Source organism: Streptomyces sp. CC224B (assembly GCF_030010595.1).
Taxonomy (GTDB): domain Bacteria; phylum Actinomycetota; class Actinomycetes; order Streptomycetales; family Streptomycetaceae; genus Streptomyces; species Streptomyces longispororuber.
This window is the reverse complement of the sequence record NZ_JASCXL010000002.1, coordinates 104,825-125,223: the sequence shown is the minus strand read 5'-3', so window position 1 is coordinate 125,223 and position 20,399 is coordinate 104,825. Positions and strand designations below refer to the sequence as shown.

At 71.0% G+C, this 20,399-nt stretch carries 13 protein-coding genes, 1 tRNA gene and 1 pseudogene; 7 read left to right on the top strand and 8 right to left on the bottom strand.

Features of this window, described 5'->3' with window-relative positions:
- Window positions 1-126 precede the first annotated feature (126 nt).
- Window positions 127-471, bottom strand: coding sequence for a WhiB family transcriptional regulator (locus QK440_RS01690; RefSeq protein WP_190133954.1), 345 nt, complete (start codon window positions 469-471; stop codon window positions 127-129).
- Window positions 472-1,419: 948 nt separating this feature from the next.
- Here QK440_RS01690 and QK440_RS01685 point away from each other — a divergent pair.
- Complete coding sequence (locus QK440_RS01685) at window positions 1,420-3,639, top strand: transglycosylase domain-containing protein (RefSeq protein ID WP_282791111.1); 2,220 nt, start codon at window positions 1,420-1,422, stop codon at window positions 3,637-3,639.
- Window positions 3,640-3,778: 139 nt separating this feature from the next.
- Here QK440_RS01685 and QK440_RS01680 read toward each other — a convergent pair whose 3' ends face one another.
- Window positions 3,779-4,246, bottom strand: a complete 468-nt coding sequence (locus QK440_RS01680) for a GatB/YqeY domain-containing protein (protein WP_282791110.1) — start codon at window positions 4,244-4,246, stop codon at window positions 3,779-3,781.
- Window positions 4,247-4,375: 129 nt separating this feature from the next.
- Here QK440_RS01680 and QK440_RS01675 point away from each other — a divergent pair, with 129 nt between their 5' ends.
- The 5 genes and pseudogenes from QK440_RS01675 to QK440_RS01655 all read left to right on the top strand — a co-directional run bounded on the left by QK440_RS01675 (window position 4,376) and on the right by QK440_RS01655 (window position 7,900).
- Window positions 4,376-5,311, top strand: coding sequence for a metallophosphoesterase (locus tag QK440_RS01675; protein WP_282791109.1), 936 nt, complete (start codon window positions 4,376-4,378; stop codon window positions 5,309-5,311).
- A gap of 109 nt (window positions 5,312-5,420) precedes the next feature.
- A tRNA-Pro gene (locus QK440_RS01670) sits at window positions 5,421-5,494 on the top strand.
- 174 nt (window positions 5,495-5,668) lie between these two features.
- Window positions 5,669-6,029, top strand: a pseudogene (locus tag QK440_RS01665) (serine hydrolase); the annotation flags it as partial.
- Between the two features lie 133 nt (window positions 6,030-6,162).
- Window positions 6,163-6,768, top strand: a complete 606-nt coding sequence (locus tag QK440_RS01660; protein ID WP_282791108.1) for a DUF4365 domain-containing protein — start codon at window positions 6,163-6,165, stop codon at window positions 6,766-6,768.
- 1 nt (window position 6,769) lies between these two features.
- On the top strand, window positions 6,770-7,900 hold the full coding sequence (locus QK440_RS01655) for a hypothetical protein (protein WP_282791107.1): 1,131 nt from the start codon (window positions 6,770-6,772) through the stop codon (window positions 7,898-7,900).
- 376 nt (window positions 7,901-8,276) lie between these two features.
- Here QK440_RS01655 and QK440_RS01650 read toward each other — a convergent pair whose 3' ends face one another.
- From QK440_RS01650 to QK440_RS01625, 6 genes are all read right to left on the bottom strand, one after another.
- A complete protein-coding gene (locus tag QK440_RS01650; RefSeq protein WP_282791106.1) occupies window positions 8,277-8,819 on the bottom strand; it encodes a Pycsar system effector family protein in 543 nt (180 codons plus the stop codon).
- A gap of 50 nt (window positions 8,820-8,869) precedes the next feature.
- On the bottom strand, window positions 8,870-10,204 hold the full coding sequence (locus QK440_RS01645; protein WP_282791105.1) for a DUF4407 domain-containing protein: 1,335 nt from the start codon (window positions 10,202-10,204) through the stop codon (window positions 8,870-8,872).
- A gap of 184 nt (window positions 10,205-10,388) precedes the next feature.
- On the bottom strand, window positions 10,389-11,462 hold the full coding sequence (locus tag QK440_RS01640) for a hypothetical protein (RefSeq protein WP_282791104.1): 1,074 nt from the start codon (window positions 11,460-11,462) through the stop codon (window positions 10,389-10,391).
- On the bottom strand, window positions 11,459-13,732 hold the full coding sequence (locus tag QK440_RS01635) for a hypothetical protein (protein WP_282791103.1): 2,274 nt from the start codon (window positions 13,730-13,732) through the stop codon (window positions 11,459-11,461). Before QK440_RS01635 ends, QK440_RS01640 begins: the two co-directional genes overlap by 4 nt.
- Window positions 13,725-14,390, bottom strand: a complete 666-nt coding sequence (locus QK440_RS01630; protein ID WP_282791102.1) for a hypothetical protein — start codon at window positions 14,388-14,390, stop codon at window positions 13,725-13,727. The genes QK440_RS01635 and QK440_RS01630 overlap by 8 nt, the downstream gene beginning before the upstream one ends.
- Window positions 14,391-14,623: 233 nt before the next feature.
- Complete coding sequence (locus tag QK440_RS01625) at window positions 14,624-15,331, bottom strand: Crp/Fnr family transcriptional regulator (RefSeq protein ID WP_282791101.1); 708 nt, start codon at window positions 15,329-15,331, stop codon at window positions 14,624-14,626.
- 861 nt (window positions 15,332-16,192) lie between these two features.
- Here QK440_RS01625 and QK440_RS01620 point away from each other — a divergent pair.
- The gene (locus QK440_RS01620; protein WP_282791100.1) at window positions 16,193-20,179 is read left to right on the top strand and encodes a WD40 repeat domain-containing protein; all 3,987 of its coding nucleotides are present in this window, start codon (window positions 16,193-16,195) and stop codon (window positions 20,177-20,179) included.
- Window positions 20,180-20,399: the final 220 nt, after the last annotated feature.

The window sequence follows — 20,399 nt, the reverse complement described above, 5'->3', positions numbered from 1 at the left end:
GGGGCGCGGTCCGGCCCGGCTCCGGGGCCGCCCGACAGCGCGGCGGCACCCCGAAGAGCCGGTGGCCCGCTGAACCGGTCAGCAGATCAGCCTGTCAGCCTGTTCTGCCGAAGTCTTGACGTGGGGTCAGCCCACAGCGGCGTAGCTCTCGTACGTCTCCTCGTTGTCCAAGTCCACGGGCAGCAGGCCCGCGCCACGCTCGTACTCGGAGCGCGCGGTCTCAAGGAGCCGGCGCCATGAGGTGACCGTGGGGCGCCTGCGCAGCAGTGCGCGCCGCTCCCGCTCCGTCATGCCACCCCACACGCCGAACTCGACGCGGTTGTCGAGCGCGTCGGCCAGGCACTCGGTCCGCACCGGGCAGCCGGTGCACACCGCCTTGGCCCTGTTCTGCGCTGCTCCTTGTACGAACAGTTCGTCCGGATCGGTAGTGCGGCAGGCGGCCTGCGCACTCCAGTCGGTTACCCAGCCCATACCGGCGCCGTCCTCTCCCGAATCGAGGCTCCCCCACGGCGGCAGCGGCATATTCACCGCCGCCAGTTGAGGACGTTACGGAAGGTGGGCACAGCGCAACACCCCCTTCGGGCCCAATCTTGGATGGCCCGAACGGACTATGCGTAAGCGGCAGATCACCCGACGGAGTGAGCTGGCGACATGCACGACCTACCCGGCAAATGCGGGCAGTTGAGCTGCGTCACGGCGGACACGCGCGCCGGTTGGGGCGGATTCGGTCAGGGATCCGCCAGAGACCCGACACAGATGCGTCAAAGGTCATCAGGAACGACCCGCGGACGGACCACGCACCGCTCCCCAGCCGGACCACACCCGATCCCTGGACCGGACCCCCGCTGGTCCACCCGGACCATGCTCGGCCCGACCGGCCGAGGACCACGCGAAGAGCTTCCGGAAAAACGGAACGGAGCTGAACGAACAGCGAGAGAGCGACGTAGGAATGGGTACGGGGCCACACTGCCGTGACAGTTGAGAGCAGCTTAGGCCAAGGCATCTCCGTCTGTCCGGCGAATCAGAACGTAGGCGCCGCCCTTCGCCGTGCCGTCAAGGCGGCCCGCGGGGGCGCCTTCGGGCAGAGGCCGCGTTCGCAGTCTGCGGGCGTACGCGGGAACCCTGGGCGTGGGACGTGACCCGCGGACGTGCACGGGCCCCTGGGCGTGGAGCGAGATCCGCGGGCGTACGCGAGTGGCGGCCGCGGCAGCAGGCATGCGCGGGTCGCGGCCACGGCAGCAGCAGGCGTACGCGCGTCGCGGATGCGGGCGTACGCGTGCCGCGGCCACAGCGGCGGCTCGTTCCCACCGGCCCGTCCCACCGGCCCGCCTGCCCCCGGATGTCACGATCCGGCACTCGAACATCCCGAGATCCACTCGCTCCCTCGGAACGCCCTTGGCGACGGATTAGGCTGCACCCATGGGAAACAAGCGATCGGGGGGCGGCCTCTCCCCAGCGCAGCAGGCCGCCAAGTTCCTGGGCGTCAGCGTGCTCGCGGGCGCGGTGCTCGCCGGGATCGCGCTGCCCGCCGTGGGGGTGATCGGCCTCGCGGCCAAGGGTTCGGTCGAGGGCTTCGACGAGCTTCCGGCCACTCTGAAGCAGCCGCCGCTGAGCCAGCGCACCACCATCCTGGACGCCGCGGGCGGCCCCATCGCCACGGTCTACTCGCGTGACCGCACGGTGGTCCCGCTGAAGCGCATCTCCCCGTACATGCAGAAGGCGATCGTCGCGATCGAGGACTCGCGCTTCTACGAGCACGGCGCGGTCGACCTCAAGGGCATCCTGCGCGCCCTGAACCAGAACGCGCAGAGCGGCGGCGTCTCCCAGGGCGCCTCGACGCTCACCCAGCAGTACGTGAAGAACGTCTTCGTGGAGGAGGCCGGCGACGACGCCGCGAAGGTCGCCGAGGCCACGCAGCAGACGCTCGGCCGCAAGATCCGCGAGCTGAAGTACGCGATCCAGGTCGAGGAGGAGCTCGGCAAGAAGCGGATCCTCAAGAACTACCTGAACATCACGTACTTCGGTCAGCAGGCGTACGGCGTCGAGGCGGCGTCCCAGCGGTACTTCTCCAAGCCCGCCAAGGACCTCAAGCTGCAGGAGGCCGCGCTGCTCGCGGGCATCGTGCAGTCGCCGAGCCGCTACGACCCGGTGAACGACGCCACGGAGGCCAGGCAGCGGCGCAACGTCGTCCTCCAGCGCATGGCCGAGACCCACGACATCTCGCAGGCCGAGGCCGACCGCGCGAAGCGCAGCCCGCTCAAGCTGAACGTGAGCCGCCCGAAGAACGGCTGCATCACCGCCGTGAAGGGCGCCGGGTTCTTCTGCAAGTACGTGGAGAAGGTCTTCCTGAACGACCCGGTCTTCGGCAAGACCCGGGAGGCCCGCGCCAAGCTCTGGAACCGCGGCGGCCTCAGGATCAAGACCACCCTGGACCCGCAGACCCAGCTTTCCGTACAGGACTCGATCAAGGACCACGTCTACCAGACCGACGACGTGGCCACCGCCGCGACCATCGTCGAGCCGGGCAGCGGCAAGATCCTCGGCATGGGCCAGTCCCGCCCCTACGGCTACGGCAAGAACGAGACCGAGATCAACCTGTCCGTCGACCGCTCGATGGGCGGCGGCGCGGGCTACCAGCCGGGCTCCACCTTCAAGCCGATCGTGGCGGCCGCCGCCCTGGAGCGCGGCATGTCCGCGGGCAAGCGCTACTCCGCCCCGTACGAGATGCCGTACCCGGAGCGGATCTCGGCCTGCGACGGCAAGACCTGGGTGAACACCGGCGGGCAGAAGCTCACCAACGAGAACGAGTCCGAGGTCGGCCCCTACCGCCTGCGGGAGGCCACCGCGAAGTCCGTCAACACGTACTTCGTGCAGATGATCGACGACATCGGCATCTGCCCGGTCACGGAGCTGGCCGGCAAGATGGGCGTCGAGCGGGCCGACGGCAGGCCGATGGACCAGGCCCCGTCGATCGCGCTCGGCACCCAGGAGGTGTCGCCGCTGACGATGGCGAGCGCGTACGCGACGTTCGCCGCGCGCGGTGTGTACTGCACGCCGATCGCCATCGAGTCGATCAGGACGATCGGCGGCAAGTCCCTGCCGGTGCCGAAGTCGAAGTGCTCGCGCGCGATGTCGGAGCGGACCGCCGACACGGTGAACACGCTGCTGCGGGGCGTCGTCGAGGACGGCACCGGCCGCCAGGCGGGCCTCGGCTCCCGCGCGAGCGCGGGCAAGACCGGTACGACGGACTTCCGGTACGCCGCCTGGTTCGCGGGCTACACCCCGAACATGTCCGGCGCGGTCTGGGTCGGCGACCCCGCCCACGAGCGCAGGATGATCAACATCAGCATCGGCGGCACGCCCTACGCCAAGGTCTTCGGCGGCGAGGTCCCCGGCCCGATCTGGCGCGACGCGATGAGCGGCGCCCTGGAGGGCAAGCCCGCACCCGGCTTCGAGCGGGTGCACCTGCCGGGCGACGGCGACGGCCGCGACGGCGGTGGCAACCATGACGGCGGCAGGGGTGACGACGGCGACGGGGATGACGACAAGCCGGGCGACGGCGACGGGGACGGTGCCGGCGGCAGCCCGTGGCCGGACGTGATCGGCGGCGGGGACGGCTTCGGCGGGCGCGGCGACTGACGCTCGCCGGTACGACTTCCGCTACGTCTACGGGGGCGGCCCCGAGCTCTTGGGCTCGGGGCCGCCCCCGTTCACGTACGAGCGGGTACGAGGGAAGCGAAGGAAAGGGAAGGGAAGGGAAAACGAAAACGGAAACGGATCAACCGCTCGCGAGCAGGCGCTTCACCGTGGCGGCGACGCGGCCGCCCTCGGCCTGACCGGCCACCTTCGGGTTCACGATCTTCATGACCTGGCCCATGGCCTTGGGGCCCTCGGCGCCCGCGCCCTTGGCCTCCGCGACGGCGGCCGCGACGATCCGCTCCAGCTCGTCGTCGGAGAGCTGCTTGGGCAGGTACGCGGCAAGGACCTCGCCCTCGGCGCGCTCGCGCTCGGCCTGCTCGGGGCGGCCGCCCTGAGCGAAGGCCTCGGCGGCCTCGCGGCGCTTCTTCGCCTCGCGGGTGATCACCTTCTGTACCTCGTCGTCGGAGAGCTCGCGCTTCTCCTTGCCGGCGACCTCCTCCTTCGTCACGGCGGCGAGGGTCAGCCGGAGCGTCGAGGAGCGGAGCTCGTCGCGCTCCTTGATCGCGGCGTTGAGGTCGTCCTTGAGCTTCGACTTGAGCGTGGTCATGCGGCAATTGTGGCAGGTGGGCACGGCGGTTGGCCCCTTCATTTCCGGGCCGGGACCGGAGGCCGGGCGCGGGTTCGCCTCCCGGGGCTCGCCGTTCGGGCCGCGTACGGGGTCTGACACGATGGAGGTATGCGCGCGCGATACGCAGTACCTCTGGGAATCACGGCGACGGCCGCGGCCGGGATCGCCTACTCGGCGGGCATCGAGACCCGCCTCTTCCGCCTCCGGCGAGTGACCGTCCCCGTGCTGCCGCCGGGGATGCGCCCCCTGCGCGTCCTCCAGGTCTCGGACATCCACATGGTGTCGGGCCAGCGCAGGAAGCAGCGCTGGCTGCGCTCGCTGGCGGGCCTGCGCCCCGACTTCGTGATCAACACGGGCGACAACCTGTCGGACCCGGAGGGCGTCCCCGAGGTCCTGGACGCGCTGGGCCCGCTGATGGCCTTCCCCGGGGTGTACGTCTTCGGCTCGAACGACTACTACGGCCCCAAGCTCCGCAACCCCGCCCGGTACCTGCTCGAGAAGGTGCAGGGCCGCCACGGCCTGAACGGCAACCCGCCCGCCGTGGGTGTGATCCACAACCCGTGGGAGGGCCTGCGCGACGGCTTCGACGCGGCGGGCTGGGTCAACCTCACGAACACCCGGGGCACCCTCAAGATCGACGGCTACGAGATCGCGTTCACGGGGCTCGACGACCCGCACATCAAGCGGGACCGGTACGAGCGGGTGGCGGGCGGCCCCGACACGGCCGCCGACTTCTCCCTGGGCGTCGTGCACGCCCCCTACCTGCGCTCCCTGGACGCCTTCACCGCGGACGGCTACCCGCTGGTCCTGGCCGGCCACACCCACGGCGGCCAGCTCTGCGTCCCCTTCTACGGGGCCCTGGTCACCAACTGCGACCTGGACACGGACCGCGTGAAGGGCCTCTCCACGCACCAGGCCGGGGGCCACACCTCGTACCTGCACGTCTCGGCGGGCTGCGGCGCCAGCCGCTACACCCCGCTGCGCTTCGCCTGCCCGCCCGAGGCCACGCTCCTGACCCTCACGGAGCGCTCCCAGTGGACCTGACCCGGGCCCTCCCCGAAACCGGATTTCGTCTCCGGCCGCCGGTCCGCTAAAGTAATCGATGTCGCCGCGACCTGCACAGCAGAGCTGACAGGCAGCGGAGCATCGACATCGGGGTGTGGCGCAGCTTGGCAGCGCGCTTCGTTCGGGACGAAGAGGTCGTGGGTTCAAATCCCGCCACCCCGACAGAGAAACACCAGGTCAGGCCCGGTGCTGAGAAATCAGCACCGGGCCTGACCTGCATTCGGGAGCCGACGTCGGGACACAGCTCCCTACCCGGCCGCCTTGCGGCGACCTGGCCAGCGACGGACTCTTCGACCGGATGCATGTCCTCACTGTCAGTGCCCCCGTCTAAAGCCTGCCCGGCTCGTGGGTGGCGTGTTCGGCATCGTTGGCGCGTTCACCGTCCTCGACAACCTCGTCAGCTTCCTGCGCTGCATGCTGAGCCCCGCGACCGCCACTCCAGGACAAGCAGGGCCCGACCCTGCCTGGATCACGCAGTCACTGACCGTCCAGACCGGCAACCTGGAACCCGTACGCGGCCTGTTCTGGCACCCGCCCTCGGCACCACCCCCGCCGACGGCATCTGAGTCCACTACGGCTTCACCGGCACCGGAATGTGGATCTCACCCCCCAACTGCGCTGCTGGGCAGTGCTCCTGATCAACATGGTCTACTACACCCGCGATGGTCAGACTGCGACGAACATCCGCAACCCCTTCCACGCTTCGGCGTTCCGCTGTAGCAAGCGACTGTCCGGAGGCAGGCGCCGCTCAGGCCCAATATCACTGTCAGTAGCGACCCGTACCGTAGAGAGCGCAGAGTCGTTGCTCAACCAGATGGCGGGGAGCAGGTATGGAGCACTCAACTACGGCTCTCTACACGGCCGTCGAGGCCCTATTTCCGGCTTCCCCTTTTACCTCTATCCTCACGCTCAAGCGTCGGGGAGGGGTGCGCGTGGCGGGTGGGGCGACAAGCTGGCAAAAGGAACAGATCAGTCGCGCGTATGTGCATGCCATCGCCTCCCAGGGCGGTTACACCGTAGGAGACTGGAACGTCGACAAGGACGGAGTGGACGTCACACTCCGGGACCGCGGTCTCATGGTCGACATCCAGCTCAAGTGCACGGAGAGCCCACGAACTGTCCGGGGCGGATACAGCTTTGACCTGGACGTCGAGACGTACGACAAGCTGCGCAGCACAGAACGATCGGCGCCCGGCCACCTGGTACTCCTGGTCGTTCCATCCAATCTGGAGTTATGGGTCACCCAGCATCCTGATTCAGTCGTCCTCGCCTGCCACGGGTACTGGGCGTGCCTGCACGGTCGAGAAGCGGCTCACAGTAGCGTCACCACTGCCATCAATCTGCCTCAAGACCAGCGGTTGACGGTGAAATCCATGCGTTCCATGTTCGACATGGCACGGAGTTTGCTTCTGACCGGCAGTACGGTGGTGAACTGACGTGGCCCTTGACGAAGTCCCCTTCGGACCCGACGAAATTCGCAGCTACCTCAAGGTGACCGGCTGGTCCACTGTATCCGGCAGCGATGTGGCGGAACTCTGGCGTCTTCCGGGAGCTGCCGAGGAAGTCGTTCTGGTTCCTATGAAGCCAGGTGCTCCGGATTTCTCCAAACGCGCGCGCATCCTCGTCGAAGACCTGGCAAGAATCAACGCAGAGGACATTCGAACCGTTCAAGACGCCATTGCGTCCGTGTTCCACGACGTCACAGACCTCAGAGCCTCTCACCCCTCCCTTCGAGACGGTTCCATCCCATTGGATGCCGGCTTCGAGTTGTTCCAGTCCGCCAAGCGACTCCGAGTGGCCTCGGCTGCGTCCACCATCCGCCGCCAGGGGCACTTCCGGAACTTCCCCACCCGAGCACGTGCGCAGGCCCGCGACGTACGGCTTGGTCAGACCCGTAAGGGCTCGTACATCGTGCCCATCATTAGCCAAGCCCGTTCTCCTCTGGATGTGTACGAGCGGGGACAGAACCAGATCGACATCGAAGTTGAGGAGACACTTTTCGACCGTCGGGTGACCGCCACTATGTCGCGCGCGCTAGGCGTACTGGAAGAAATGGCGGCCAGCGACCGAGTCCCCACCCCGAGTGAAATCACCGACTCCATCGGCGAAGGCGTTTCTTACGAGCTGTGCCACGCACTGTCCAAGGTTGTGAACAGCGAGGCCGTAGACAGCTTGGACGTCACGTTCAACTGGTCACGTGTGGCGGCAGCACCAGCAGGAACCCCGCTCGAGGTGGAATTCAACCGCGATGCCATCGACATCGTGGAAAGAGTGTCCGAGCAACTCAAAACAAGCGTTTACAGCCGTGAGCACGTGATCTACGGCCTGGTCACCGACCTCAGGCGGCATCCGGATGACGAGACGGGAAAGGTGGGCGTCCAAGCCCTGCTCCAACGACGCAGCCGCACGATCTGGATGGATCTTCCCGACGACGATTACCACACCGCAGTCCACTGCCATGACACCGGCACCGCAGTTCGCGTACGCGGAGTACTCACAAGTCCACCGGGAGGGACCGCCACCATGACGGTCGTCGACTTCGGGCCCGATCCGTCTCTCGGCCAATGACCGGCCTGCGCACCACCTCCTGCGTCAGTCCCCGCTCAACGGAACTGTCGATGACCTCCGACCCCCTTGGAAGCCATCTGGGAGTCAAACCGCTCCCCGAGCCCCTTTCCGGCCGTGCGACACCAACCGAGTCCACCGGTCCGACTTGCAGAAACGCCATCGGGGCGGGCTCGCCAACCGAACCTCATTCGCGACGAGGGGGTCGTGGGTTCGAATCCCGCCACTCGACAGTGAAGTACCAGGTTAGGGGCCTGATCCGCTTAGCGGGTCGGGTCCCTGCGTCGTTGTGGGGCATGGCCTCGGGCGGACAGGGATGCTCGTGCTCAATGGGTGGTGTGTGTAGGGGCCGAGGCCCCGTTGTCCCAAGGGTGCGCTGTCACGTCGTTGATGTGCCTGTCCAGATGCCTATGAGCGTGAGGGTGAAGAACGCCGTGCACCAGGGCAGGGCGTGGTGGATGCAGCGGTATTTGGTCCAGGCGATCTGGGACAGGGTCATCAGTTGGCTCACGTTCCGGGACACGAGGTCCGTGTGGCGGATCGTCCGTTCCAGGTGCGTGAGTGATGTCGCGAGCCTCACGTCGCCGAAGTAGTGGGTGCGACGGCGGTGGGGGGTGCCGAGCCGGGGGGTCACGGCCAGGCCCAGCAGGGCGAGTGCCGGGAGGCAGGCGCCGCAGCCCAGCCAGAGGAGGAGCTGGGGGACGACGGCGTACTGCCGGGGGGTGATGACGCCGCTGCCGATGGCGCCGAGCTGCGCCGTCAGGGCCGCTCCGAGGGACGCCAGCATCACACCGGCCTTGTTGTCGGCCCTCACGACTTCCTCGCGGGCCTCGGACAGCAGGACCCTGGCGAGTTCGGCGCCGCCGTCCGCCGCGGTGCGGGCATCCGGGCCGGTGTCGGCGCCGCCCCCCGGTGTGGTCATACCTCCTCCTGCCCTTCCGTGACGCCGGGGCCCGTGTGCGGACGGCGGCGTCAGACTGCCGACGAGCGGCGGATCTCGTCCTCCAGCGCGTTCACCGCCTGCCGGACCCGGATGTTCATCGCCGCCGCGTGCTCCCGGGCAGCCGCTTCCGACTCGGCGCGGTGGCGCCTGACCTCCTGCTCGATGGCGTCCTGCGCCATCTCGAGGTCGGCCATGGCCCGGCGCTCGGCGAGCCGGACCTCGGCATCGTGGATCTTCACCCCGCTGTTGCTCGCGCTGGTCAGCATCCTGTCGTACGCGGACTCGCCGCTCAGGTACTTCACCAGCACGGGGAGTACGTCGAGGAGGACGAACAGCAGGCGGAGCAGCCAGATGCCCACGAACAGCACGGGGTTACCCGTCGCGAGCTCCTCCAGTGCCCGCATCCGTTCCAGGACACCGATCTCCTGCTGCTGGGCGCGCTCCTCCTCCAGCCGTCGCTCGACCCCATCGGCCCGGGCCTTGAGGAAGGCGCCCCGGGACGCGGTCTGCTGGGCCTCGATCGTCGAGATACGGCTGTTCATGCGGGCCAGCCGCCGTTCGTTCTCCTCGGTGCGGTGGGTCGTCCGGTACTCCCGCGCCTTGGCACGCAGGCGCAGGCATTCGGACGTCCGCTGGTACAGGCCGGTGGCGGCGATGCGGATCAGCCGGCGGCACTCGTCCCGCACCTCGGAGTCGAGCCTCTCCAGCTTGCCGGTGTCCCGGTCCACCCTCTTCTGCAGGACGGTGGCGTCCGAGCGCAGGGCTGCCAGTTCCTCGGCCCGCTCGCCGGGTGTCTTGCCGAAGGAGAGGACGTACGTCTTGCCGCAGCCCTCCGGAGTGACGGTCCGTGTCGTGGACGGTACGGGGTTGCAGCGGACCAGGTTCGTGCGCAACTGGTCGATCGTGTCCGTGCGTTCGTCGGCGACGTGTTCCTCGATGGCCGTCTGGAAGACGCGCAGCACCAAGGGCTCCGCGATCACCGCGCCGAGCAGCACGGCGATCAGCAGACGGGTGAGGAGGGGGCCGACCCGTCTCCGCGCGTTGGGTTGCGGGGTGACCAGCCAACGGTCGAGGTTGAGCACGAACAGCATCCAGATGACCGTCGGGACCAGGGCCACCGCGGAAACCCTGCCCAGCGCCTCGGTGGCGAAGTTCCACATGGAGAACGCCGCGATGACGGAGGTACCGAGCACCACTCCGCCGAGGGCCGTGTACTTGCTTCGCTCGTACCCGACCCTGGCCAGCAGTTCCTCGTCGACACCGGTCAGGGTGCGCAGCCGCCGCGCGGCGTCGAAGTGGAACGGTCGGCGGGTCGTAGGGGTGTGGATTCCGGCATTCCTGGGGCGGGCAGTCGGCTCGCTCACGCCGGTGCGGGCCGGCTGCCCGTCGTCGTAGGGGTGGTCACCGGGCCCGTCCTTTGGAGTGCGGGCGGCGGTCCCGTCCACGGGAGTGCGGGCCGCGGCCCGGCTCCTCGCCGTGCGCGGCGCCGCGTCTCCGCCGCCTTGGCCGCCCCCCGTACCGGAAGCCCTCACCTGGTCCGTCAAGAAGTCAGTCAACGAGATCGTCCTCGTCCTTGACGAAGTCACCCCGCGAGTCACGCCCACCGTCCCGGCCCGGTTCCCCGAAGCGGGAGCGCGCCGGGCCCGGCTCCACCATGCGGGTGGTGCCCGCGGCGCTTTCGGTGTCCGATCCGGACCGACCGCCCATCTCCCGCAGGACCTGCTCGAAAATCGGGTGGTAGTCGACGTACTCGCTTCCGGCCATCTGCCGGAGCAGTGTCAGCAGCATGTCGCGGCGCATCTGCGCCTCCGCCGTCTCCCGCGCCTGGGCGTGGGCCCGGTCCGCCGTCTCGGCGGCGTGGCGGCGTGTCGACTCCTCGTCGGCGATCCGGTGGATGCGGTCCGCCGCCTCGCTGACGTCGATCTCCTTGCGGGCGATCCCGAAGGCGTCCACGTGGTCGGACCCCTGGGAGAGGAGTTCCGCGATCCGCAGCGCGTCCTGGGTCTCGAAGTCGCGCTGTCCCCGCTGCAGTTCCCAGGAGCGCCGCTCGTCGCGCAGTCTCTGCTCCCAGTCCCGCAGGTCGTCCGACGCGTGCACCTCGGCGCTGACGAACTCCACGCTCATGCCCGCGACCCGCGGCGGCACGATCGCGCTGTAGGCGGTCATACGGTGACTGGCCTCGGTGCGTACCGCGTTGACCTCCTCCACGCGGTGCCCGGCGCTCACCCGCGGCAGATCACCGTCGCCCATCAGATACGCGCGCAGCGCGACGGTCACGTCGATGATCCCCTGCCGGGCGATGACGGCCGGGTCGGTCACCTGGCAGGTGAAGGACGCCCGCAACGTGAAGTTGTCCGCCTCGCTCACCGACGGCAGGGTGCGCTCGACCTCGACCAGGCGCGCCCGGGTGTCGACCAGGCTGACCGAGGAGGCGTCGAGTACGTCGGGGTGGGACGGGTCGAACACCATGCCTTCGGGGAACGAGCGGTAGTTGCCGCCCACCCTGAAGACGTACACGGCTCCGGGCGGCAGTTGCGGCACGTCGTCCCGGCGGCGGCGTCTGGACCACCAGGTGCCCTGGACCGTGGCCAGGACGTGCTCGGCGATGACCGGGTAGTTCACTTGCTTCGGCCTCCTCGGGCGGTTGTGCGGGTAGGCGGACGGGTGAAGGACGCGGGCACGTGCCGGGAGTCCGCCGGCGGTCGGCCGCGCAGCGATCCGAGCAGCACTCGCGCCAGTTGGCGGGTGCCGGGGATCGCGAAGTCGGGGTGCTTGAGGGCGACGGTCAGGCGGTGGCTGAGCGCGGCCCACTGGTGTCGGCTCATGGCGCCGCGCATGGACTCGCCGAGTTCGCGTACGGCGCCGGTGACGGAGGGGTCGTCCCGCAACTGCACCAGCGTCCGGCACAGGGCGCTGACCGCTCGGCTCCGGTTGGCGCTGTGCAGGACGTCCGCCCACAGGACCCCGAGGTGACGGGCGCTGTCCGGGACGGTACGCAGAAGGGCCGCGGTGACGGGTTCGGCGGTCTCCAGCCGGGTGGCCTCAAGGAGATGGACAGCCGTGCGCAGCGCGACGGACCGCTCCCTGGAACGAGGCGCCTCCTGGGCGAGCACGGTGCGGACGAACCGCAGAATGATCACCGCGCTGCGCGGGTCGTGTTCGGCGTTCTGCAGCAGCAGGGCCAGCGAACGACGGGCCGAGAAGGCGATCCGCTCCCCCCGGAGCGTGAGGGCCCAGAGCGAGTTGAGCGCCTGCAGCCGGTAGAGGGAGCCGAGGCGGCCCGTCAGCGCCATGGCCGCCGTGACGGCACGGTTCGGGCCGCTGCGCTCGGTCCAGCCCAGGACGATGGTCAGCGCCTGTGGTGCGAGGTGCTCGACGTCGCACATGAACTGCAACGTCAGCGCGGCCGTCACCCGCTGGTTGGTGAGGCCGTCGGACCACGCCTTCAGCATGTACTCGTCGACCTCGACGAGCGCGTGCCGTCCGAGGATCGCGACGCCGCGGGCCACCTCCATACGCGTGTCCAGGTCGCCCGCCAGGGCCAGGTCGGCCAGCCACCGGCGCAGCGGGTACCAGAGCTCGTAGCCGTACAGGTCGTGCAGCTCCGCGATGACGAACTCGCGGACACGGGGTTCGGTGAAGACCAGGCACCGCTCGCTGCGCCCCTCGTCCCCGCCCGGCCCCGGGCGGTACTCGGTCGTCACGAGCCCCACCGCCCGCTCCTTCCACCTGGCCCGGGACTGCTGGGCCACCGCACCGCCCGGCACGGGCCCGGCCTCCTCGTCCGGTTCCGCGGCCGGTGCCTCGCCGGTCCGCTCCCAGTCGCGCACGTGGCCGGTGAGCGCGGCGCACTCCTTCTCGAACGTCCGCTCCGGTATGCCCTCCAGGAAGGCCAGGGCCGCGAGCGGGATCAGGTCGTCCGCGGACGGCCGCTTGCGGAACAGCTCCCGCACCAGGTCCCGGCACCGGTCGCGGAGGGTCTCCAAAGCCTTCTCCGCGCCCTGCTCGCTCAGGGCCACGGCCGCAGCCACCACGTCCGCCGGCCGCTGCCGCTCGCCGATCCGCGCCAGGAGCTCCCTCTCGGCGTCCGGTGCCGGTTCGACGTACGGCAGCTTCTCCCGGCAGTGCGCGAACAGTTCCACGGGGTCCGGGGCCTGCCACAGCACGCAGTGGTCCCGCAGTGCCAGCCGCCGCCGGGTCGTGTCACCCGCCGTGATGACCAGGTACGACCCTTTGCGGCGCAGGCGTTCACTCAGCCGCCGGATCTCGTAGGCCTGGACGGCCTGCTGGGCCAGTTCGCCGACGTAGTCGAGGATGACGTACCCCTGACCCGGCTTCAGGTCCCGCGACGCGGCCAGTTCGGCGAGCGCGTTGGCGGGCGACAGGCTGCGCAGCTTGGCCCCCTCGCCCAGGATCTCCCTGAGCAGAGCGAGGGAGCCGGCTCCCCGGCCCCGGTTCTCCTGGCCGATCAGGACGACGAGGGCGTCCTCGCGCAGCTTGCGGAGCGCCTCGTCGAAACAGGGCCGCGGCGGGACGTAGAAGCGCAGGGCGCGGTCCGTCTCCTCGGGCTCGATGCTGCCGGGGGCGAGGCCCGGAGACGACGTGCCACCGAAGCCGAAGGCCGCTCCCGAGGCGTCGACGACACCGTAGAAGTTGTTGTTGACCAGTTGGTGGACACGGCGCAGGTCGTCGTAGCCCCGGTCGTCCTCCTCGCGTTCGTCCGGCTCCGGCCGCGGCTCGGACGCCGTGCCGGGGCCCACGTCCGGGGCTCGGGCCCCATCCCCGGCTTCCGGTACGCCGTCGGGCGCCTCGGGTACGGGCGTCTCGTCGTACCCGTCAGCGGTGGGTACGGGCGGGACGGCCGGCCCGATGTCCTGGTCCGGGTCAGCCACCGGCGCTCCCGAAGCCGAAGACGGCGCCCCGGGCGTCCACGGCGCCGGCGACGTTGGTGACGTTGATGTTCTCGGCGCTGTACGCGTTGCTGATCCCGACCCTGTCGGTTCCGCCCGCGGCCGGCCCCCGCCGGCCGGCCGCGGGCTCCCCCGGTGCCGGGACCGCGGGGCTCCCCGTGTCCGCGGTCCCGGGTTCTTGTGGAGCGGCGGTCGCCGTGCCGTGCGCGGGCACGTGCAACCACGCCGTCGCCTCGTACTCCTTCACCTGGACGGCGACGCGGGTGAAGTCCCCGGGACTCATCGCGGTGTGGCCGCCCGCGACCGTGGAGCGGTAGACGTCGTCGGACAGCAGCACCGCCAGGTCGGCTCCGGGGTGCGCCGCCAGCGCCTCGTACAGGGGTGGCGCGTTCAGCAGGCGCGCCGTGGCCACCACGGCCGTGCCGGCGAAGCCGTTGTCGGCCAGCTCCACCAGTCCCTGGTGGAGCGCGGCCCGTAGGCGCATGCGAGCCTGCGGGACGCGCTGGGCGTTGTACTCGCGCAGTTCGGCGACGAGATGGCGGACGTAGTCGTCGACCAGACGGGGTTCCCCGCCGTCGAGGGGCCGCACCGCCAGTTGTTCGTCGCCCTTGCACTGGATCTGCCATTGCGTGCGGTCCATGCCCGCGCGCCTGGCGGCGCGGTCGAGAAGCCGCGGCAGGTCGTGCTGGATTTCTGACTGCCTACGGTCGTTGTTGCTCCCATAGGCCTGTGCGTCCACGGCTATGCAGGTGCAGGGATGGAAATCAGGCCACGCAGCCAACTGATCTTTCCTCTCCGAGCGGACAGGGGGCGGAGTACGCCCGCGAAGTGCTGCCCGAGAGGCTAGGAGAGAGTTCCCGAGGTGATTCCGTATCAGTACGGGTTGTCGGCGACGACTCTGGCGAATTCGAAGAGTTTCGGAACGTCACAGATGGTGATGTTTCTGTAGCTGCGTTCCACGAGGCCCTGCGCCGTCAGCTCGGCCAGCTTCTTCTCGGCCGTGTTGAGCTTGAGTCCGGCCAACGACGCGAGTTCCCTCTGGGTCAGCGTCACGCCGAGGTCGCACCGCCTGCCGTCGCCGTCCGGGGCGGGCTGGGCGTAGGCCTGGCACAGCTCGGCGAGGACCCGGGCCAGCCGGGTCAGCGAGTCGTAGGCCTGGAAGTCGATGCGACGCCGGTTGGCCCAGCGGAGCCGGGCGCAGAGCATGTGGAGGATGGCTCGCATGGCGTCCGGGTGGCGGGAGAGGAAGGTCTCCAGTGTCCGCATCTGGATGATCCGCGCGGTCACGTCACCGCATGCGATCACTGTGCCGGACCGGGGGCGCTCCTCGAAGGCCGCCATCTCTCCGACCAGGTCACCGGCTATACGGACGGCGAGCAGCATCTCGTAGCCGCACTCCGCGCTGGCGACGACCTTCACGACACCGCCCGTGAGCAGCAGGACGTGCCGGCTCTCGTCGCCCTGCTGGAGCAGGGCCCGGTTCGGCGGGTAGGTCATCGGGGTGCCCTGGTGCAGGAGTTCCTCCCGTGTCGCGGGCTGCAACCGGCCGAGAAATGAGGACGGCGGCCACACGCGTTTCATCAGCACCCCCAGGCTTGCTCCCCACGGCGCGGCGCGCCCTGCGAGCCGACCATGGTGGCGCCGGGTCGGGTACCGGAGAACAGACGGGACCGGATGTGGCCTGTTTCGCTGCCTCTCGGCCGGAGTTGACCGAATACGCATGACGCGGAGAGTTCCTGGGAACGTTGTGTCGTCTCTCGTCGTCTCGCGTCGTCTCTCGTTTCCGGCGCAGTTCCACGGGGTGGAGAGGCATGGGTCGAGGGGTGGGCCGGTGGCCGTTCGCGCCGCGCGTCGGGGCGGTGCCGGTCCCTCCCCTCGTGAGGACCGGTACCGGCCGACGCGGGCGGCGGCCCGTGCTCCCGGAGGAGCGCGGGCGGTCCGTGCCCCGGGAGCGCGGACGACCCGCCCCGGGGAGCCCGTGTCCCAGGGAGCCCCGTGTCCCAGGAACCCCGGGCAGCCCGAGCCCCGGAAGCCCCGGGAGACGCGGGCAGCCCGTCCCAGGCGGGAGCACGGACAAGCCCCAGCCCGTGCGGGCACCAGGTGGAGGTGGCCCGGAGCCGCGCCGTGGGGGTGCGGTCCGGGCCTGGCCGGTCTTGGGGGATCGCCGGGTGCGCGCGAGGAGGGGTGCCTCGCCGCCACTGCGTCACTCCGGCGAAAACCAGCCGAGAAGGCGCGGGGTCGGCAGCCGCCTCTCCGGGCCTCGGCCCGGCGGCCTGCTCCGACACCGCTCGGTGCCATCGCTACTGCGCCGCGATCCTGCCATTCTTGGGCTGCCGCGAGGAGGTTCCGGGGTCGTCCAGCCCTCGTCCCCGCAGGTCAGGCAGATAGAGTGAGTTTTCCGGTCCGGACGGTCAGGCTCGGCGGCAGGGAGGGGAGGAGGCCTTGAGCTCCGACTCAGGGGCACGCACAGCCTTCGCGGAACGACTCGCCCTGCTGTACCAGGAAGCCGGCAACCCTCCCCTCAAGCGCGTGTCCGACTCGGTCGCGCGGCTGCAGCGCGCCGACGAGCGCGGGCGGCCCGTGCGCGTCTCCGCCCAGCGGATCAGCGACTGGCGGCGGGCCAAGAACGTGCCCGCCCAGTTCGCCGCCCTCGCCGCGGTCCTGCACGTCCTGATCCCCGAGGCGCGGCGCGAGCGGCCGGTGCCCGTCTCCACCGGCCTGTACGACCTCACCCACTGGCAGCGCCTGTGGGCCAGCGCCGTCGCCGACCCCGTCGGCGACACCGCCGCCGCGCCCCCGGACGGCGAGGAGCGGTCCGCCGACGCGGCCGCCGCGCCCACCGTGTGTCCGTACCGCGGCCTCGCCTCGTACCGCAGGCAGGACGCCCAGTGGTTCTTCGGCCGGGAGCGGAGCACCGAGGCCCTCGTCGCCCAGCTCCGCGCGGCCGGCAGGACCGGTGGCCTGGTCATGCTCGTGGGCGCCTCCGGCGCGGGGAAGTCCTCGCTGCTGCACGCCGGTCTGGTGCCCGCCCTGCAGAGCGGCGCCCTCGGCGACGACCTCCCGGTCGGGCCGGTGGTCCCCCTCGTCCCCGGCACCGAGCCCGTCGCGGAGCTGGCGCGGCTCATACCCGGGCTCGATCACCCGACTCCCCCGTCCCGTAGCTCCCCCGCGGACCGCGTGCGGGAGGCCGTCGCCGCCTGGGCGGGGCGGGTGGCGCCGGCCGGGGGGCGGCCCGTCGTCATCGTGGACCAGTTCGAGGAGGCGTTCACCCTCTGCCCGGACGAGGCCGAGCGGCGGGACTTCGTACAGCTGCTGCACGCCCTGTGCTCGCCCGGCGAGGCGGGCGCGTCCGCCTCCGCGCTCGTCGTCCTCGGGGTGCGCGCCGACTTCTACGAGGCCTGCCTCGGGTACCCGGAGCTGGCCGACGCGCTGCAGCACCGGCACATGGTGCTCGGGCCGCTGACCACCGCCGAGCTGCGGCAGGCGGTGACCGGGCCCGCCAAGGCCGTGGGGCTCGAACTGGAGCCGGGGCTCGCGGAGCTCATCGTCCGGGAGGTGAGCACGGACGAGCCCCGCGGCGCCCACGACGCGGGCGTGCTGCCGCTCCTGTCGCACGCGCTGCTCGCCACCTGGCAGCGGCGCAAGACCGGCAAGCTCACGGTGGCGGGCTACCGCGCGGCCGGCGGCATCCAGGGCGCGGTGGCCGCGACCGCCGAGCGCGCCTGGTCCGGGCTCGACCCGGCGGCCCGCGCGGCCGCCCGGCTGCTGCTGCTCCGCCTGGTCCGGCTCGGCGAGGACACCCACGCCACCCGCCGGCGCGGCACCCGGCGCCAGCTCGCGGAGGAGTCGGCGAACCCCGGCAAGACCGAGGAGTCGCTGGAGGCCCTGGTCCGGGCCCGCCTGGTGACGCTCGACGCGGACACCGTGGAGATCACCCACGAGGCCCTGCTGCACGCCTGGCCCCGGCTGCGGGACTGGATCGACGAGGGCCGCAGCGACCACCTGCTCCGCCAGCGCCTGGAGGAGGACAGCCGGACCTGGGAGGACTCCGGCCGCGACCCGTCCCTGCTCTACCGCGGCTCCCGCCTCGAACAGGCCCGCGCCTGGGCCGAGTCCGCCGACGCCACCCTGCTGACGCGGGGCGCGGCGCAGTTCCTGGCCGCGTCGGCCGGGCTGCGCAGGCGCACGCTGTGGATCAGCCGGGGCGCAGTGGCGGCGCTGGTCGTGCTCGCGCTGCTCGCCGTCGTCTCGGCGGTGGTGGCGGGGCAGCAGCGCAACGACGCGGTGTCGGAGCGCAACGACGCGGTGTTCGCGCAGGTGGTCGCCGAGGCCGATCGGGCCGAGGACACCGACCCGTCCCTGTCCGCCCAGCTCGCGCTGGTGGCGCACCGGCTGCGGCCCCGGGACGAGGGCACGCGCAACCGCCTGGTCTCCATCGTGAACGCGCCCCTGGCCACGCCGCTGCTCGGCCACACCGGCGCCGTCTACCTCACCTCGTTCCGCCCGGACGGACAGCTGCTGGCCTCCGCCAGCTACGACCGGACCGTCCGGCTGTGGGACGTGTCCGACCCCGGCCGCCCCAAGCCCCTCGGCAAGGCGCTGACCGGCCACCGGAGCTGGGTGAGCACCGCCGTGTTCAGCCCGGACGGCACCCTGCTCGCCAGCGCCTCCGACGACGGCACCGTACGGCTGTGGGACGTGCGCGACCCGCGCCGGCCGCGGCCGCTTGGCGCGCCGGTGCCCGGTCGCGGCGGCACCGTCTACCTGCTGGCCTTCTCCCCGGACGGGCGGACGCTGGTCTCCGCCAACGACAACCACACCGTAGGGCTGTGGAACGTGGCCGACCCGCGCCGCCCGCGGGCGCTCGGCGCCCTGAAGGGCCATACGGCCGCGGTGCGTTCGGTGGCGTTCCGGCCCGACGGGCGGACGCTCGCGGCCGGGGGCGACGACGGCACCATCCGGCTGTGGGACATGGCGGACCGGGACCGCCCGCGCCCGGCCGGCACCGTGCTGAGAGGCCACAAGAGCACCGTGCACTCCGTGGACTTCAGCCCCGACGGCCGGACGCTCGCCAGCGGCGGCGTCGACAACACCATCCGGCTCTGGAACGTCGCCGACCCCCGCCGCGGCAGGCCCCTCGGCTCGCCGCTCACCGGGCACACCGGCCCCCTGTGGTCGGTGGACTTCAACGCGGCCGGGACGATGCTGGCGGCCGCCAGCGCCGACTCCACGGCGAGTCTGTGGAACGTCAGCGACCCGGCGCGCCCCTCGCAGGTCGGCGAGCACCTGACCGGCGGCAGCGGCGAGATGTACGCCCTCGGCTTCAGCCCCGACGGGAGGACGCTCGCCACCGGGAGCGGCGACGCCAAGGTGCGCCTGTGGTCCATCCCGACGTCGGACATGATCGGCCGGACCGGTACGTTCCGCCCCGACGGGAAGGTGCTGGCCACGGCCGGGCGCGACGACCGGGTCCGGCTGTGGGACGTGCGGCGGCCCAACCGGCCGGTGGCGATCGGGCGTTCGTTCAAGCCGGGCGAGGAGTACGTCCGTACGCTGGTGTTCTCGCCCGACGGGCGCACGCTCGCGGTGCTGACCGGGGACCGCACGGTGCGGCTGTGGAACGTCTCCGACCCGGCGCGCCCGGTCCCGTACGGGAGGTCCGTGACGCTGCGGACGCGGTTCGCGGCGGCGCTGGCCTTCAGTCCGGACGGGCGCACGCTGGCCACTCCCTACGTCGACCGGACGGTGCAGCTCTGGGACGTGCGCGACTTCTCCCGCGTCCGCCGCCTCGGCACCCCGCTCACCGGCCACAAGGGCTACGTCAACTCCCTCGCCTTCGCCGCGGACGGCGCCACCCTCGCCAGCGGCAGCTCCGACGGCACGGTCCGGCTGTGGGACGTGGCGGACCCGGCGCGCCCCGGCCGGCGGGGCGCGCCCCTCGAGGGGCACCTCGGGCCGGTCAACAAGCTGGCCTACGGGCCGGACGGCCGCACCCTGGCCAGTGGCAGCGACGACGGCACGGTCCGGCTCTGGCGGGTGGGCGGCCCGCCCGGCGGGGCCCGTTTCGAGGCGTCCCTGACGGGTCACACGGACGCGATCGTGTCGCTGACGTTCAGCCAGGACGGCCGCACCCTGGCGACCGGCAGCCACGACAACACCGTCCGGCTCTGGGACGTCGCCCACGCCGCCAGGGCCTCGCCCATCGGGCAGTCGATGAGCCCCAATGCCAAGACGGGCGGGTTTTTGTCGTTCAGCCCGCAAAGCCACATGCTCGGCGTCGCCAGCGGCACCGATACCGTCCGGCTGTGGAACTTGGACGCCAAGGCGGCGATTCGGCGTATCTGCTCGACCACGCGCGGTGTTCTGATACGCAAGAACTGGCGTGAATATATGCCACGCCTCCCCTACGCGCCCCCGTGCGAGAAGTGACCCCTATGGGATACGCCCCGTCCGGCCGGCCCGCCGGGCCCGTTCGGCCCGTACGTGATCCCGGTCACAACTCTCCCGTTGAGCCAGGCAGTTCGCTTGTGGCGCGGGCGGCCTTGGTACGGTGGGGCAGAGCCCGATCGCTGGTGCATCCCCCGTCGCCAGCGATCGGGCCGTTCCATGTGCCGAAAAGGCCGTTTCGCCACACACATACCGGCTGGTC